This window comes from Bdellovibrio sp. ZFWA1, assembly GCF_056175665.1.
Map to the genome: position 1 here is coordinate 147532 of NZ_JBJKJH010000003.1, position 18171 is coordinate 165702.

General features: G+C 44.7%; 11 protein-coding genes. 1 reads left to right on the forward strand and 10 read right to left on the reverse strand.

The window, feature by feature from the left end; all coding sequences use genetic code 11:
* Positions 1 to 57 precede the first annotated feature (57 nt).
* The 4 genes from AC04MN_RS14540 to AC04MN_RS14555 all read right to left on the reverse strand — a co-directional run bounded on the left by AC04MN_RS14540 (position 58) and on the right by AC04MN_RS14555 (position 6553).
* Positions 58 to 3078, reverse strand: a complete 3021-nt coding sequence (locus AC04MN_RS14540) for a hypothetical protein (protein WP_475383939.1) — start codon at positions 3076 to 3078, stop codon at positions 58 to 60.
* Positions 3068 to 4573 carry a transposase gene (locus AC04MN_RS14545; protein ID WP_475383940.1) on the reverse strand — a complete coding sequence of 502 codons (1506 nt, stop codon included), beginning with the start codon at positions 4571 to 4573 and terminating at the stop codon, positions 3068 to 3070. Before AC04MN_RS14545 ends, AC04MN_RS14540 begins: the two co-directional genes overlap by 11 nt.
* 206 nt (positions 4574 to 4779) lie before the next feature.
* The gene (locus AC04MN_RS14550; protein ID WP_475383941.1) at positions 4780 to 5544 is read right to left on the reverse strand and encodes an alpha/beta fold hydrolase; all 765 of its coding nucleotides are present in this window, start codon (positions 5542 to 5544) and stop codon (positions 4780 to 4782) included.
* The gene (locus AC04MN_RS14555) at positions 5531 to 6553 is read right to left on the reverse strand and encodes a DUF2817 domain-containing protein (RefSeq protein WP_475383942.1); all 1023 of its coding nucleotides are present in this window, start codon (positions 6551 to 6553) and stop codon (positions 5531 to 5533) included. Before AC04MN_RS14555 ends, AC04MN_RS14550 begins: the two co-directional genes overlap by 14 nt.
* A 127-nt stretch (positions 6554 to 6680) precedes the next feature.
* Here AC04MN_RS14555 and AC04MN_RS14560 point away from each other — a divergent pair, with 127 nt between their 5' ends.
* Complete coding sequence (locus AC04MN_RS14560; RefSeq protein ID WP_475383943.1) at positions 6681 to 7484, forward strand: 2-oxoadipate dioxygenase/decarboxylase family protein; 804 nt, start codon at positions 6681 to 6683, stop codon at positions 7482 to 7484.
* 48 nt (positions 7485 to 7532) lie between these two features.
* Here the strand turns inward: AC04MN_RS14560 and AC04MN_RS14565 are convergent, their stop codons facing one another.
* From AC04MN_RS14565 to AC04MN_RS14590, 6 genes are all read right to left on the reverse strand, one after another.
* Entirely contained in the window at positions 7533 to 8177 is a 645-nt protein-coding gene (locus AC04MN_RS14565) for an HD-GYP domain-containing protein (RefSeq protein ID WP_475383944.1), read from the reverse strand.
* Positions 8178 to 8357: 180 nt separating this feature from the next.
* Complete coding sequence (locus AC04MN_RS14570) at positions 8358 to 8804, reverse strand: hypothetical protein (RefSeq protein ID WP_475383945.1); 447 nt, start codon at positions 8802 to 8804, stop codon at positions 8358 to 8360.
* Positions 8805 to 8995: 191 nt separating this feature from the next.
* Complete coding sequence (locus AC04MN_RS14575) at positions 8996 to 10330, reverse strand: ISL3 family transposase (protein ID WP_475381169.1); 1335 nt, start codon at positions 10328 to 10330, stop codon at positions 8996 to 8998.
* A gap of 291 nt (positions 10331 to 10621) precedes the next feature.
* Complete coding sequence (locus AC04MN_RS14580; protein WP_475383946.1) at positions 10622 to 11530, reverse strand: hypothetical protein; 909 nt, start codon at positions 11528 to 11530, stop codon at positions 10622 to 10624.
* 19 nt (positions 11531 to 11549) lie between these two features.
* Entirely contained in the window at positions 11550 to 14663 is a 3114-nt protein-coding gene (locus tag AC04MN_RS14585) for a S8 family peptidase (RefSeq protein WP_475383947.1), read from the reverse strand.
* A gap of 9 nt (positions 14664 to 14672) precedes the next feature.
* A complete protein-coding gene (locus tag AC04MN_RS14590; protein WP_475383948.1) occupies positions 14673 to 18080 on the reverse strand; it encodes a hypothetical protein in 3408 nt (1135 codons plus the stop codon).
* Between the last annotated feature and the right edge of the window lie 91 nt (positions 18081 to 18171).

Below are 18171 nucleotides of genomic sequence, written 5' to 3' on the forward strand. Positions count from 1 at the left end.
AAAACCGCCTCTTTGGGCGGTTTTTTTTATTTCAGATAAAGGCTTTCAAATATCAATCTACTGAGCTGAAGCCAAAGGGGACGGCTGCTGAGAACTCTTCGGGGAAGCAGAGACCTGGTCTGCGATATAGCCCAATATAGACGCCAGCTGCACTCTATCGGCCCAGACATCCCAATTGTCAGGCTTATTCTTCCAACGTAAAACAAAGTTCAACTTTTCACCGATCGAAGTCGGCGGATGCCCATAGCGCAAAATAAATGTAAAGACATCGTCCAAATCCGCCCTCGAAATCGTACCATCCTCGATGTCCTTTTTCGCCAAGTCCATCATTAAGCCTTTAAATGCTGGAAAGGCCCGCATTGCATCGGGAGTCGAAATAATTCCATCTTTGTTTTTATCAAAGCGATTGTAAATCATTTCTACGTACTGAATCACATGAGGAATTTGTTCAACCTCACCGTATCTCATCAACTCTTTCTCGTTAGGAACATAGCCAGCAGCCTTGACGATATTACGGAAATAAATATTCCATTCTTCACGCGAGGTCTTCTTCATAAAGTTCTGATACTCTGGCAACTGCACAAGTACTGAACTCATCTGCGCATAAAAAGTTTTTCGTACACAAGGTACCGACAACTTGGTGTCAGGAGTTAATTTTTTAACCCCCGCAGGCATACAGCTCTGCACCAAAGAAGCCTTCAGCGCTTTCGCATTTTGAACACCCGAGAAAAGCATTCCAATCAAATCGACGGACTCTTCAAAAGAGGCCAAATTATTACCGTCCGATCGCGGAACAAAGATATTGGCTTCGCGGAAACGAGAATCGGCAAAGCTCAACGAACCTTTGTCCAACATATCCAGCTCGACAAAGAACATTCTTAACTTTGCAAAGGCCTCTTGCGCCTCTGGAAGAGTAAATCCTTGATACTGCTGAATACGGCCTAAATCCCCAGCTAAAGACTGCATAAGGATCCTTGCAATGGCTCTGTGTAGATTAGAGTCGGCAAAACTCTGACGATCCACCGGCTTAGAAACCTTATTAGATATCAAAAGACGTGTCTCGGCATCAAAAACAAAAGGCACCGGAGTCGTGTAGATTCTTACCAACTCCTCACCTGCCAGCTTTTCTTCTGCAATCGGACTTTGAGTCACTACTTTAAGCGCTGCTAACAATGAATCCACCGACTGAGACGGAGTCGTCATAAAAAGTGTGTTCGCAAACCGCTCGCCTTCACTCCAAATCAAATACTCGTTCCGAACGTATTCGACAGAGTCCAAGGTCAACGAATTCAATCTAACACCAGCAATGCGTTTTGCTGGGGGATTTAAGATATTATTAAGCGTGTAGTCCCAAAACATTTCCACACTGGCTGTTGTCAACTCTTCGGGAACAATATCTGCGTTCTTTAGATCCATCACCAATGCGGTCAACTCGGATTTGTGTATCATGGCCCCGGTTTTATTAGCCAAGATATCACGCAGAATATTCAGAGACTGCTGGACTAAAATATTCAAAGAAGAAAGCCCTTCAGCGGACTCTTTATGAGTGTTTTTAACAAAGTAATTCCAGTAAAGATAATCCGTGTAGACACGAGCTCCGATCCTCATAAAAGAGCTCCAGTTTTCTTTGCGTAAAACTGTGTCATTTTCAGAAAAAGCTATGTTCTTAAATCGAGCCACAACTGGAATGTAGTCATTCAATTTTAAACTAACATCAGCAATCCCGTCTTCCCCCGGATAGAGCTTTTCAATTTCAAAAACTAAGTTTTGAAGATCTTCAAGTCGGTAGTTACCTTCGAACAAAGCACCAAGCTCTTGAGCCGACGCTTCCAAATTGTACTGTGCATCCATGAAGAACTTTTGACCATCTTCATATTCATAAATCCGAGGATCCCAGTCCATTCCGTAAACTGTGAAGTAAGGTAAAAAGCGTTCAAAAATAGCTTTCAGACGATAAACCTTCAACTTAGCGGATTCAAAGTCTGTCGTCGACCAAGACTCGGCACTTCCACCAAACATGGCTTGCTTCAGCTTCATGACCTCGCTAATGGCACCTGAAGAAACTTTAAAATCCGGCCACTCCCGAGAAAAAGTAAAAAGCAAATCTTCGATTTCTTCTTTTGCAACAACACCGCCTGGCTTTTCTTGAACCAGGTCCTGGAAAACAGAAAAAATATCTTCAAAACTGCGAGCGATATAAGCCAGCCGTAAACCAGCTCCAGTTTCAGGCATGCTCTGGATAAAGTAAGTGTAACGCAAATACTGGATATAACCGCGAACTCCTAAAAGAACAAAGCTCTTCCACTCGGTCGAGGAAATAGTCCCTTCATCTCCTCCGGCAATGGCTTTTTTAATTTTTTTAACAACTGGTAAAAACTTATGAATCTGCCGAACACTTTCCCAGCTCTCACCGTAGAATTTAGAAAGCTCTGCCATTAAATTCTCGAAGTCCGAAATCACATAAGCTTGGTGGTTTTTAGATATCAAAGAAGCAAGTTCACGAGCCGCAACCTGAGATGTTTCGTTAGCTTCCTCGAAGAATTTCATATCCCGTTGAAGATCGCCACCTTTTGAGGTCTCCCAGTCCTGAATATAAACTTTCATGTAGGGATTTAACTTCAAGCAAATAGATTTAAAAGCAGCAAAGACTTCGCGGCTACGAGCAAGCTCTGCTTTTGTGACGAAATCACGAGAACCACCGACGAAAATCTGTTTGATCTTCATGAACTCCAGCTGAAGCTGCGCGGATATTTTGGGGTTTTCTTTTGGATCTAGAAAGTTTTTTTCAATAAACGTCGCTAGCTCTTGTGATGTATAACGATCAGAGGTTCCATTACCAACATATTTAGAAAATTTATCAATGACACTAGCAACACAGTCCCAAGCCGCAGCCACTTCTTCGTTACGAGCTTCGCCTTCCATGAAGCGAGTCACAACAGGAAGGGCTTCTGTCATACACTGCGTTCCATTAAGCTCTTGGGCCTTCTGTGGAGGTGGCGCTTCCCCAACCTTCGCAATACATCCAGATAGCAAAAATGGAACAATCAATAAGCTTAAGATCGCATTTTTAGAAAACATAAGTTACACCGCCATAAAAACGGTCATTGGCCCGAAATTGATTCAGGAAACCATCTGGATCCTTGGTTTCGTCCTGAACGCCAATAACATCGGCTCCTAAAACAAGAGCCCAGTCTTTCTTGGGATAATACAGAGCCTCGGTATTTAAAATCGACCCCTGTTGTTGAAAATCATAAAGCCATTTCAGACGAGCTACGATGGGCTTCCGAAGCCATGAAGTGATTTGTCCTTCGGATCGCAGCATCAACGCATCATTAAACTTTAAACGTTTTTTATAAAGCGTCATGTCGTCGGGAGCCCCATCAGAACCAATATCTTGAATACTTGCGCCATCGACTCGCAAATAAGAAGCTTGCAGAGCCAAGGATCTAGAGAAAATGTTATTCATTGAAAACGACATATTGGCAGACCAAGCCTTGATGCCATCCAAACGCTGGATCACCCATCCCGGTTCAGGGCGAACCTCTTTAGGAGCATCTTCTAGATAGGACAATCCGAACTTAAGATTCGTAAAACTATAACCCACATCGGCAGAATAAACCGAGTGATGGGTCACCACCGGTTCCACCGTGACGTTAACGATATCTTCCGTTGTCGATTTGATCGCACGACGTTTTAAAAGCAAATCATTGGCTGGCTTATAGCCGGCAGATGCCGACGCCCACGGGCCATACTCTCGCGAACCTAGCCGTCCCATCAAAGCCGCCCCCTGATTGTTCGCCAGCTTCATCGCTTCAGGAATATCTAATTTGTATGAAATAATATTCTTACGTCCATTGAAATCGAAGTCACTGCTTGGTGCTCGATACCAACGACTGTCCGCCTTTAAACTGCCATCTTCTTCGCGAATGTCGGGGCCCAGAGTCGGCACATAGATCGGCGAAGCAAGCCCAACGATTTCGAAATTCTTCCCTTGATAATTATAAAATGCTCCGACCAGGGCTTGTTCCTCTGGGCGAAGGGCATCTAAATTAACATGAGGCTGCCAAGTACCTAGCTGCCAAGTTGAGTCGAGCTCGCTCCAGACAAACTTTTTACGTCCCACGTACAACTTAGAACCAAAGCCCTTACCTGTCAGATAAAGCTCATGAACGCCTAGCTTGGTCTGATTGCGAATAAAAAATGTACCGGCCGAAATATCAGAAGCAAAATCAAACTTCGGCCCTTCATTAAAGTAACTGAGGCGGGCCGACAAAAACTGACTCGTGGTCAAACTTGGAGCCTCTTTGATCGAGGTAAAATATTGCATTCCCTCCATGCGAATTTGACCATAAAAATAAGTCGAACTAAGGCTATTTGAATTCTTTAAAGTCTGAACACCCGAAGCTTTAATATTATTTTCGATTTTGGTTTTTGCTTCCACAGAAGACGCCGAACCGTCATCTTTTGGTTTCACGGCTTTGACTTTTAACGTGCTAGAACCTGTCAATGAACGCGCCTTGGCAGATAGACCAATAGATACCAATACGGCGGCGATCAGACCGCTTTTTCGCATCCATTTGAAATAGGTTATCCTAGAGCCCCTCACGAAAGTCCCTTCAAATAATAGAAACCCTAGAAAATAGGAAAATGAGGTCTAGGTCAATGCCACGGCGCCTCAAAGTGCCCTATTTTGTCTCTGAAAAGGCACCATGAAAAAATACCGAAGCCACTTTGAAAGCTTTTCAAAAAACAGCGGACTCCACAATTTGCTAGGCCATCTTAGGCCTTGTGTTTTGCCAAAATATCTAACAGCCATTGAGGATCATCAACCGGAATATCATGCCCCGCCCAAGGATGCATCTCGCAGGGGGCAGACCAAGCTTGCGCTAAGTTTAAAGTACACCGTGGCGAAACCAAACGGTCTCCATGAGATCCCACAAGCAAGGTAGGAACCGGGGCCTGCTTTGGAAATCGATAGCGACTTGCTGCCCAGATTTGAAAAAAGAAGTTTTGAATACTAGCAGGATAACGCGTGCTGTACTCAACCAATTCTTCCATTAGCTCTTGTCGGCGCTGTTCATTGTTGGCAATCACTCCCAGAAGTATTTCTTCGAACTTTCGGGGATCCTTGTTCAGCGCTAACGGAGCAAAGGCCGGATAGTTCGAAAGCCGAAATCGCTCAATCGGAGAACTGTGAGCCGCAGAACTTGTACAGACCAAAACATTCTGCAACACCTCATCGGGATATTGACGTCCCCACTCGGTGGCAATCATACCCCCTAAAGATAAAGCAAGGATTCGCACGGGTCCGGATGATAAAAGACGCGACTTCGAGCGAAGATCAGACACATAGTCCTCGATGTTAGAAGGACTTTTCTCGCGATTTCTTTCCCCGTTTCCAGGCAAATCCAAAAATTCAAACTGAGCTTGTGGAAACTGCTGAGCAAACCGAGCTCCAAAATCCGCCCAGTGCCCCCGACCTCGGGATAAACCCCTTAAAAATATCCATCGTTGTCCATCTTGATTTTGTTTATTGTTGCTCATACCAAAGCTCCCGAGCTTGATCTTCATGTTTATTTTTCTGTTCCGGACTTAAACAGGCCCAACTTTGCGGATTGCGCGCAGCCCGCAACATTAACTCAAAAAAACTATTGTGCCGTCTTAAGGTTCTTGAATGCCGATGCCCGATCAGGGGATTAAATGGCCCCTCTGAAGAGAACAATTGCCAAGGATTTTTTTTAATCCACATCCACGACCCCATCTCCAAACAAAGAGGCAGATAGGAATTTTCATTCTCGCTTTTGAATTGATCATAAAGATAGTCCCACAGATCACCATGAGTTGTGTAGTTACGCGCCTGAGGTTCGTAAAGATAGAAATGATGTGGCAATGAACGATCCAAAAGATTCTTAAATGAGTGAGCCAGTGATAAGTCCGGCCAAGGCGCTGTGGACTTAGCATAAGGAAACCAGAGCTGATCCTGAAAGCCAAAACCAGAATGAAAATCACAGGTCAACAAACACTTCGACCGAAACCCCTCTTGCTTCACGGCATCGACTAAGGCCTGTGCCTCGATCTGCATACCGGCCCCCTCTGGGCCACGAAACCACGGAAGTCGATCCGAGTACCGATGTCCTCCCAATAGAAATGGAATCTCGCCCTCTCCTTCGACGGGAGCATTCCGCATCAGATCGACCCCCTGGGGATTGCTCCGAGTTTTGTTTGCGATTCCCCAAGGGTTCACAACTGGAATAAAAAATACTCGAATCTCTTCAAGGAGTTCTTGAACTCCACGATCCCAAAGCACCAACTCTGAAAAATGATTCAAAAGAGCGACCACAACCTGTGAACCTATGCGTTCAAGTCCGTGCACTCCACCTACAAGGCCTAGGGTGGGTGCTTCAGGATCTTGACTTCCGAAACTCAATTTATAAATTGGCAAACTTTGACCTTTGCAAAGGCTTTGAGCGATAGTCTCAAAACGTACTTTCTCGCGGAGTTCATCACGCCGTCTTTCGACTTGTTCTAATTCAGGCAGGAATACTTTTTTCATCGCATCATTTTAGAAGCTACAATCAATCTTCCAACTCTTAACGCTCACAGTTATTACTAACTTATGCAAGATTGTCAGAGTCCTGACAAAGGACTAAACTAGGGGCTCTACTATAAAAGGAGCCTCTATGGTTCAACATGAACTCACTACTTTATTGAAGAACATGTGGAATGATTATATCAAAATCAATCCGGAAGCTAAACGCATTCACGATGGCCTCGTCGCCGAAGGGGAAATCGTCTTAAATGATCATATTGCGCTTCGCACATTCGATCATCCACGACTTGGTATTGAGTCTTTGGCTCGTCACTTTAAAGCCCTCGGATATATTGAAAAAAATGACTATACGTTCGTAGAAAAAAAACTGTACGCGAAGCATTACGAGCATCCCGACAGCACTCAGCCTAAAATTTTTATTTCAGAGCTTCAACTTGCAAAAGTTTCGCCATTTATTCGCGAAGAAGTTGAAAAAATGGTCGCGGAGATTCCAGATTCGGTGATCGCTCGCCAAGATTTTGCGATGTGTGGGCGACCTTGGAAAATATCTTATAAAACATATGAAGCATTGGCCAAAGAAAGCGAATACGCTTCATGGGTTGCCGCCTACGGATTCCGGCCTAATCACTTCACAGTGCTGATCAATGCCCTAAATAAGTTTTCTGATATCCTGACGCTAAATCAATGGTTGAAAGCAAAGGGATTTATCTTGAATGCGTCTGGTGGCGAAGTCAAAGGAACCACTGCGGACTTCCTAGAACAATCCTCGACTATGGCAGCTGCCATCGATGTCGAATTCACCGATGGAACATACAAAATTCCGGGTTGCTACTATGAGTTTGCTAAAAGATACGCGCTTCCAGACGGAAAACTATATCAAGGTTTTGTGGCTAAATCAGCCGATAAAATTTTTGAATCCACCAATAAAATGTAAAAAAAAGCCCACAAAATTGTGGGCTTTTTTTTGTTATAACTTCTTAAATTAACCAACCTTACGGATCAGCAGATTCTCTGTTTCTTTGTCCGTCGTCCCCAATCCCCAGGTCTTGTGGGCCGCGATGAACTCTTTCACGATATGCATATCAAACTGAGTTCCCGAACAACGAATCAGTTCTTTGTAGCAGACCTCGTCCGCAAGACCATCGCGATACGAACGCGTATTTGTCATCGCATCGTAGGTATCCACGACTAAGATGATTCGAGCAAAAAGAGGGATTTTATCGCCTCCGAGTTTATCAGGATAACCGTTCCCATCCATCCGCTCGTGATGGCCTCGCACCGATGGGAGCATATTTTGGAAAAAAGAATGATGAGCAAAGGGTTTAATTATAGTCTCGCTAAGTTCTGAATGCTTTTTCATGATTTCATATTCTGCTTGATCCAACTTACCTGGCTTATGGATGATTGCCTGATCAATACCGATCTTTCCGATGTCATGAAAAAGGCCCGAAAACTCTGCAACCTTTTGTTCGTATTCGTTAAGTCCCAGGTCTTTAGCTAAGCGCCGACTCAATTCGCCGACACGGCAGCAGTGAGCATACGTCTGAGGATCAACGACCTTCAACGCCTGCATAAGGCTTGAAGAAGAATCATAAATCCAATTTGGAATATCTCCCCACAATGACATAGGCTCCCCTTTGCTATTTTATCGGAATTTAATGCCGAAGGGTGAGCTTTCATTCCAACAATTTCTGGTCAATCCTGAAACAAATAAAAGGAAACAGGATCTGGTCTCGTATTGAGACAACCAAAACAGAAAAGGACGCCACGGGCGTCCTTTTGAACCTCAAGATGTGCTACAGAGTTACTACTGGCAAGTAACTAACTGACCGCTTTGATTGTACAGGCGATAACCACTGCAATCTAGAACTACGACACTTCCTTGATAAGAAATGCCGGTCGCACCCTCAGTACACATTGCCCACTTCACACCGTCAGTATAATACCCACTACACATTTGGGCATACCCAGTTGAAGTCGTCGAGTTTGCACAAAGATTGGTGCTGACTTGCTGGAACATTCCGTTACCTATTTGGTAGCAATAAGCCCCTTGATAGGCGTAATAAGTTCCAGCCGCCGAAACACAAGAGTTCAAGCTGGCCTGAGCAACTCCATTGTAATAACAAGTCGAATTACTCACATAATATCCTGACGAGTTATTTGTATTAGAAGACTTTCCACCTTTAGAGCAGTTAACCATTCCTACTGATACAACTGCCAACATCATTACTTTTACTAAGTTTGCGAATTTCATAATTCCTCCACGACTTAGAACAGGAGCAAAACACCGGCCACTTTGGCACGGCAATTTTTAATTAAACAATTCCGATAGTTTGCTCATAGTGAGACAACTATTTGTTGCAATTCACATCGTGTAACTTTCGTGGACATGACATTTTTTGCGTTTCGAAGTTTGGCCTCTCGGGTTTCTTCTGTGGGTAGGTTTCATGCCAGACTGCTATATTTGAATAGACGCCGGGTATCCATGTGTCTCGAATTGAGAAATCCACACCTCTGAAGGATCTTTAGCATAAACGATTCCTCATTCTGATAGCTGTAGGCCATGGCCTTTAGAACTCTGATTTTATTGTTAAGTCCTTCACTGATTGCAGTCGTTAAATTTGATCGTATATAGGCTTCGATATTGATCCGGTACTTGCGAACTTGCAGTGCAAACTTCCGAAGTGGCAGCAACTTCGAATCTCGAACCAACCCATACCATTTTGCCAAGCGTGATCTAAACCCGTGGACACCTTTTTCTTCTAAAACCTTATGGAAATACTCAACGATAATCATTGCGTTTGAAATATTCGTATTTAACACTTTTAACTTTCCTAGCATATTATTCTCCTCGATAGATAAAACAGCATCTCGCTCTAAAAACATGAACCTTCTCGATGGTGACAACATGATTTCTTCGAACTCTTTTTTGTTCTTTTTTGCCTTTTGAAACTCTTCTTTTCTGACTTTTTCAAAGTATTCGTTCATGCTCTGAACCAAGTGGAATCGATCAATCGCAATCTCTGCATTGGGACAGAGTTTACTCACGGCTTGGAAGTAGCCAGGGTTCATGTCTATTGAAAAAAACTCCACTGATAATCGCTGGGGTCTTGATAGAGTTTTTAAACACGTTGCTAAGGCCATAGCATCCCTACCAGCAGCGTTAGCAATCACCTTTGCAGCCTTCGTACACACTAAGTTTGTTACGAACTTTACGGTCCATCGTGGTGCAAAAGGGTGCTCTCTTTTGGTTTCAGTTTCAGTCTTAAAGTGCACCTCGTCAGCACTCATACGAGAAACATCAAGATCTTTTGTAAACCTGTTTACATCTAAATTCTTTTGCATTTCTCGCATACGCCACTGATCCATTTGCCATAAAGTCTTTGGATCTGAACTCAAGGTCCGGGCCGCAGCAGCACAGGTGGTTTCTTCCATGAGTCGACCCGCGGTTTCGACAAAGCTGCAGCTATGGCCTTTGAATTTTGAATGGATCCCTGAAACCTTAGAGCGTTGGATTTTATTGCATACGGGACAAAGTCCTCGTGGATATCGTAAATGAATAACGACGTCCTTAAAGAGCCCCAGAGGGGGTACTTTAAGGTCTCGATAGCTCCATTGATGGAATTCCAATAAGGGATGCTCGCAGTCCGCGCAGCAGGCGCGGGACCACGGTAACTCTGCCGAAAGCCGACAAGACACAAAGTCCTCTGAAAGCTCCGCGTTGGTAATATTTAAATCTTGCAGACCTAATAAGCTGTTGATCAAATGATGAAGGTCCATTCTTGGCCTTTGTAATTTTTTTTTCGTAGTAAAAAAATCAAATCACAAGGTTCGCCAAGATGGGCCTTTTTATTTCAAGAGACACAACGCAAAAAGCCGGTCACGATGACCGGCTTTACCCCAGGGTATGGGAGCGGGAAGCTCCCATGACAGGATGTCTTTTTTCTTAAGTACCCACAGCTCAATCCCGAGACCCCGAAGTTTGGAACAAACATGGAATGTGTTTCAAATAGAAACAAAAAAGCCCCGAGCAACTGCCCGAGGCTTTTCAGTCGGTCTACAACAAACTGATTACCAGTTGAAAGAATCAGCGTCGTAACCCCACTCAGCAAGAGCCTGCTTGTACATGCCCTTCATAAATTTTTGAGCTTGGTGTGGTTTCAAACCTAAAGCCGCAGCAGAACGGTTTGTAAGTTCTTGCATCCCCGCAGAGTCACCAAGTTGAAGATCTTTAACCGCCGCCAGAGTTTCAGAGAACTGCACACCGAAAACAGATTTGAAGGTCTTATCCATATCTTTCGGAGTTGTGAAACCACGCTCAGCAGATGCGACGGCCCAGCTATTCAAGGCTGAAGCTACTGCTGTCGCTTTATCTTGAGCAAAACCATAATCTTTAACTAGCTTTTGAGTCGCAAGTTTAACCAATTGTTTGTTGGTGTCAGACTTCAAAGCTGCGAAGTTTGAATCCGAAGCAGCCGAGGCCGTCTTATCATTGATCGCTTGGCCGTATTTAGACTCGCCGACGTTAGCAGAGTAAAGAACGCCATTTTTACCTAACCAATATGTTCCATTAGCTACGTTTTCCCAGTAAAGGCCTGTCGTGCCCACACCGATAGTTGTACCGCCGATGAATCCCGCAAATTCACTTGTGTTTGCATAGTACTGAAAATGTCCCAAATCATCATAAACGGCTGCTTGCCCAGAAGAATCAAATTTTACAAACCACATATCGTCGGAACCATATCCACCTTTATTATAGTCTGGATCTGCTGAAACAGTGATTCGTTGGCCTGTTTGACGAGAGAAAGTGCAACCTGGAGTTGGTTGAGTGTTTTTACAGATATCGCCATACACAGTTTCGTATGGATAGTAGATTGTGTTCGATGAACCGCCGCCGCCGCCACCACCGCCGCCGCCACCGCAAGCTGCGAAAGTTGTTGCCACTGCTGCCAATGCTATAGATCTTAAGACTGCTTTCATTTTTCCCCCTTAATGGTTTTTAAAGCTTTAGGTGAATTCGAAGTATCTTGTTGCCACAGTAGTAATCAAACGCTGAGCCTGTTCGTCCTCCGGTAAAGACCGGTGTATCCATAGGTCGACAACCTGCTTTTGACACAAATCTGAGGCGAGCTGGTGACACCAATTCAACCACGCTACCATCCCTTGCAAAAATCGGTGCCAACACTTTGACACCACGACTGAGTTGCGAACTTTCTGTGGTAAATAAGGCTGGAATGCGCGAATTTTCAGCATTTTGATCGCCAATCACCATCGGAAAGTACAAATTTGTCATTAACATGTCGGGATAAAAGGTATAACGCTCCATGGAACGACTCACAACCTTACCTGAATTGATGTCATGGTACTGGATTTCGCTATTTGTCAAAACGAAGGCCCCAGCTCTGCGAGTCCCCATAAATGCAGCTCGCACCCACAAAGCGGAGTCAAATTGATACCGCAAAGCTCTGAGATCTGCATCCTGCCATTCCAATCGTGACGCATCAAAGGTCGAAAGTCTTTGTTCCCGTTCATACCCTTCAGAAAACCAAAAATTACCCGCATACTGGCGATCATCTAAATCCAAACTCATCAGACGATCGACTCGAGTGTCTAAAATATTTCGATACAGCTGCTTATCACCCACTTGCCCCAAAGGCATGAAGTTCTGAATTTGACCTTGGTATACTTCCGCCATCGCGAAATCATATAAATAAGAAGGCTTAGCGATAGTTCCTAAATTTTTTGCCAAAAGAACCGGCACTCGTCCTTCCGCTTTTTGCTTAGCACTTCCTTCTAATAGATCCACGATTTTGTAGTCGCCTTTTTTATCAAGGCTTTTCAATTCCCCGGCTTCAGTCAGCCAGTAAAAACGCAGTTCACGTTTTTCAATATCATCTGGATTTTCCCAAAGATCTTTTAGTCCACGCTTTTTATTTGGATCCCTTCCCGGCCCCACCCACGCAGGCATCAACTTCGATCCAGTTCTGTGCCAGGCTATCTCGAAGGGCATTTCAGCTTGCTTACCCTCGTAAGTAAATTGCCCCAACGCTTTCATTTTGTTATCAAAAACATAGAAGCTCACTGGAGAATACTCGGCATTTTCGTCCTGTGACAGATCTTCGATAAGACCAACCAAATAGTCGCTTTGACCATCCTGGTTCCAATCCATGCGCAGCAAAAATTGCTCACGGATATTTTCAATATCCTCACCTTTTAATTGAATACGGAGCTTGCCCGTTCCCTGAGCTGAATACCCTGCCTGCGAAGGAGTCAAAAGAGTTAAATCCCATTGATTGTTCTTTTCAATGCGAACTAAGTAATCTCGACGGGTCGGATTTAAATCTAAGTTTTCATCTATCGGAAGAAAGCTACTTCGCCCCACCGGGACACCCGTTAATGCTAGAGTCTCAATGTCATCGCCCACCAATGATTCGGTCAGGGGCACAACAACGTCTGCCTCTAAAACATGGGTCCAAACCCTTGCTGAGGTCTTCGCTGAAATGACCATTTGTAGCTCTGAAGCGATCTGAGAATTCTCGGGTTTGTCACCATCAAGGATTTCTAATTCTGCAACATACTGACGAAGTTCACCTCTCACCCAAGTTCGAGCGTAAGGAGCACCTTCGCTGACATTCTTAACACGAATGTTGCGATTCTTTAGCAGCCCACTGATTTGAATATCTGAATCATCGGCCCAGCGATTGATCAGTTGAAAACTCCACTGCAATGTTCTTGTTTGGCGATCCCACGAAATCTCGGATTTCTCTTTGCTAACGGGAACGATCACGGCTTCGGGCTCAGCTTCTAAAGATTTTTGAACATCCAAATTACCTGATAAAACAAAACGAGGAATTGCGTCGACAAAAACTCCAAGGTCTTTGAGTCCAGTCGTAGTCGTCCCTTCTAACAATCCCAATCGGGACTGCGCAGGACGCGCTCCGACCACCAAACGAGGGTAAATATCTTCAGCTGGAATACCACGCGAAAGAAGCTCGGCAACGGCACCAGCAACATAAGGCGAGGCTTGCGACGTTCCACTAAGGTACTCGTAGCCAACATTAGAGCGATAACGCACAGGACGTTTTGCTTCGGGGTAAGTACTTAAAATATTCACACCCGGCGCTGCTAGATCAACGCCGCCTCCGAAGTTGGAAAAATGGGCCAAAGAGCCATCAGGACTATGGGCCCCAACGCAAATCACACCAGGATAAGCACAAGGACGTAGCAAGGCCCCCGTCGCATCATTTCCGGCGGCCGCAACAATCACAATGCCCCTCATTTGCGCCTCAAGAATGACCTTCCTCATGTACTCGCTATCCCGAGACTGTGGCCATCCCATCGAGAAGTTAATAACCTGGGCTCCCGAACGCATAGCATAGATGACTCCGCGAGCGACCAAATCCCCTAAAGAGCGATTGATAGATTCGCGTCCTGTTTCGATCGCCTCGTCATAAATAGATAATGGCTTCACAGGCTCGCTGGGCTGTTTACCTAACACTTGAACTGGTAAAATAAGAGCCGCTTTTGAGGCTCCACGAATTCCGACTCCGTTGTCTGCTTCAGCACCAATGATTCCAGCAACATGAGTTCCGTGGCCTTGATCATCACTAAAATCTGGACGACCCATAATATTTGCCGCATTCACACCACCCAACAAACTCCATCCCTGACAATCCAGCGGATAACCATTTTTATCTTGATCAACCTCAGGGTTGTTCAGGTCCATCCAAATGGCTTCGCAAGTCTTACGATCTTTTTCGGCAACACATTCTTGAAATTTTTTAAGCGCCTGACACTCAGAGTTTTTAGTTAAAATTCGATTTTTCAGATCCGGGTGGTCCTTTTGGATCCCCGTATCTAATACGGCAACGATGACCGGTTTTCCAGCCGTCGCCATATTAAGTTGATACATATTAGCGTCTTCACGCTTCCGCGCCGGTATCCGATAGTTCTTAACCGGATCTAAATCAATCGGTTGAGGCAAGCCATGATTGTAGATAGCCCACTGATAACTCATTAAAGGGTCCATCACTGGAGCTGTTTGTGCGAGCCCGAGCGAATCGACAAGCATTATTAAAGGCAATAATAAAAGCCAACTAGAATTTGATTTCATAATGCCTCCTTACCTAAATCCTGCTTGAGTTCTATCTAGCTCGATCGGCGAAATGCGTGTTTTGCCTGCATACATATTAATCAAACCATTGGCGTATTCGAAGTTTTCGGTCGGATCACCCAAGGTGTTCGAGAAATACTCCAAGTCACCGTCTTCCTCACCGCTTCGGAATCCATTGACTCGGATAAGGAAGATGTAGTTTTTAGGACCCAAGTACTTTAACAACTGAGGCATCGGAATATGTTCATCTAAGATGAACACAACTTCCGAAGTCCAACGAGCTTGTCCCTTTTTGTCATATTTTGGATAGTTGCGTGACAACTCTAAAAGGCGCTGCATCCAAGGCGTCATACACTCATAGTAGGTTCCATTCAAATTAGTCCCACTATATGTATCATGATTTTCTTTATTATGATTTCTAGCCTGGCACTCTTCCTTCAGTTTATCCTCACCAGCCCTTTGATTGCCGTTACCTAAGATTTGAAGAACCTCGTTGTACATCTCTTTATCGTGCACTCGAGCTGATTTACTACCTAAAGCCATCGCGATCTTTCTAAAGAAACGACCAACCGCACCTTGTGGTGGTAACTTTTTTCCATCAGCATCTGGCTGCGTGATCAGATCTCGAATACGATCCACTCCTGATGGAAGAATCGATAAACTGGCAGTAATTCTGTAAAAATCAATAGCCGTTGTGTTGTGAAAAAATTGAGGATCCACTAAACGATATGCCGCAAGCCCGGTACCTCGAAATTGCTCATCGATCTCGGCAAGCAAGCGCCGGAAGTCTTTACCACTCAGATGCCAGCCTCCCCAGACATGCTGTAAAATCGAAATATTCGGATACTGGGTCGTATTCGGGGAAAGGTCTACCTCGGTATTGATAGTACGCCAGTAAGCTTTACCGTAAGGCAAATTGGCCGGATTGGGATCCTCGATACCCGCTAGATCTACTTTGGTTTTTCCTTTGCCGACAAACTTATCAAACAAGGATTCCAACCAACCTGTCGCAAAGCCCATCAGATCGCGACCCTTCAGCTCTCCACGTTTAGCCGAAAATAAAATAACGGCTTCGTTTTCAGGATCCAAATCAGGATTTGCTTGAGAGCGCGGATACAAGATTTTAACAGTGTGATCTTCATTATAGTCCGAAAGTCTCCACGCCAGAAAGCGCGTTCGCACCTCTTTAGTTTTTAAGTTATGATCCACGTCGAATTTTTTGTACTTAAAACGAGCATAAAGTAGCTCGGTCTCGTTACTTTGAAACAAAGACCATAACGCCGGCTTTAAGTTCTTACGAGTTTCAATAAAGTCTTTTACAACGGGCTCTTCACTATTGGTATCGATGTAGGCAGCTAGTTCTGGATTGTAATCGATAACAAAAACATCAGTACTAAGCTCAGAAACCTGTGTGGATGCCCGGACTCGCAACAGATTCACGAAGTAATTGACATCCAAAGTTAAACCAAATGCTGACGTTTTTTGAGAGCGAACGTAAACTTGAATACCATCTTTTGTGCGCATGAAAGATGTCTGGCGCAAAATTACGCGCGCGCCATCGGCCCCCGCAGAAATCGAATTGATGTAACCTAACGGAGCAATCCCCATCAAAACATCAAAACTAGATGAGGCCTGAATATAAGCCGACAAAGTCACGGAATCTGTCACCGTGAAAACTTCGCCATCGCGAAGCTCCATCAAGAACTCATCCACTGGATGACGAGCCGGTTTTTCGGGATCATTCGAAGTTACCAAGTCGGTGCGCGCAAGAACTTTCGAAATGCTTTTCATAAACCAAGGAATAGCTAAGTCCTTCCATTCGACTTTGCTGCCTTCGGTGATGGACATCAATGGACGAACGTGGGTGTAGTCTCTTAGTACCTGAACGTTGGCTCCAAAATTCGGAGTGACCTTAGGTACGCCATCGACCATCATCATCCAACCCAAATTGGCCGACACTGATATATTGTCGACCATCTGAATAGGAGCCGAACTTCCGTAATAAGTCCCCGTAGAAACGTGACGAGTGGCCGCTAAATTAAATCCTCCAACAGGACCGCCCCATGCCTCGACATCTTGATACAATGGTTCTAGAGGCTTTTGCTGGATATGCTTACGAATACGATCAATGATCGTCTGACGTCGACTTTCAAAAAGCTTTTCAACGGTTAATACCTCAAGCTTTTTATTGATCTCGTTCATCGCAGTACTAATAGCTGCCGTGCGGGCACGAATACCTAAATATCTCTCGAAGTCCCCGTCTTTGAATGGCGATTCACGATCACCGTGAGCAAACCGCTGAGGGTAACCTGGCACCATTTCGCGTACTACTTTACCATTGCGAACCAACCCTCCCGGACTGGTGATATCTAATGAAGGCAGACGCTCTGAAATCGAAGAGTCTTGGATGTCAAATTGCTCAAAGGCATTTTCAGCCCGATACATTAATTTTGTTGTCAAAAGATCATTTAGCTCGGGCGGAAACTGCCCAGCAAGAACCACCTGACGGTAGTCTTCTTTCACCCAGCGTTTCATTCGTAGCAGCAACCAGCGAACATCCTCGAAGGTAGCAGCCGAAAAAGACTCTGCTGATGGATGATTGATAACCACGTGTCCAGAAAGAATCGAAGAATAGCGGTTTGCAAAACGATTGATAGACTCGGGAACATCAACAAAGGCGAATGGGACAATAAGAGCCCGGTACGCGCGATATTTAGAGAATCTTTGAACTATTGGCAATTGAGCAGGATTGTTCGGATCTGGAGCATAACCCCATTGAATATCAAAAAACTCGTTTTCCGAGGGCTCTAAAAGGGCATCCGAAAACGTCAATGTATGATTGATTTTATCATTTTGAGTGATCCAACCTCGGCTATCGAAATCGGAAATCATGGTCTCTTGCGCCGTCTTTAAAAACTGCTCTTTTTGCTCTTCAGACTCAAAGCGAATCTTCAAATTTTTGTAGTACTTCGGTGATGGAACAAAATACCCCAGCTTACGAAGAAGAGCCGCCCGCAAAAGAACAGAGTGCGAGTACCGGGACAAACTGAAACGATAGTACTGATTAGGGTCCTCAGAGCTCTGGACTCGGGCCATATAAGTAAAAGGCAGCTGAGCTTCATCAGAAAGGAAAACGACGCCGTTTTCGCCTCGTGGATACGAACGCTCAGCACTGTCATCAATAGAATAAACCCGATTTTGCCAAAACTTATTATCCGCAGGATTTAAAAGACTTAGGTCCTCTTTGCGCGCAGCTCTTTGGGCAGCTTCCATGGCATCGATCGGCTGACCGGAACTACTGACTAGATCATTTGCTGGTTTCTTCACCGAATTGATAGGTAGAGACACGCTTTCTGCGCTGGCGATCGAAAGCGCCATCAACATGATTGCACAGACAAAAACTATTTTTAACGACATACAAATGCTCCAACTTTTAGGGCCCGAAGCCGGAATTGCAAAGTCTAGGCCACTAAAAGTGGGCAAAATGCCCCTAAAATCCATCCTGGAA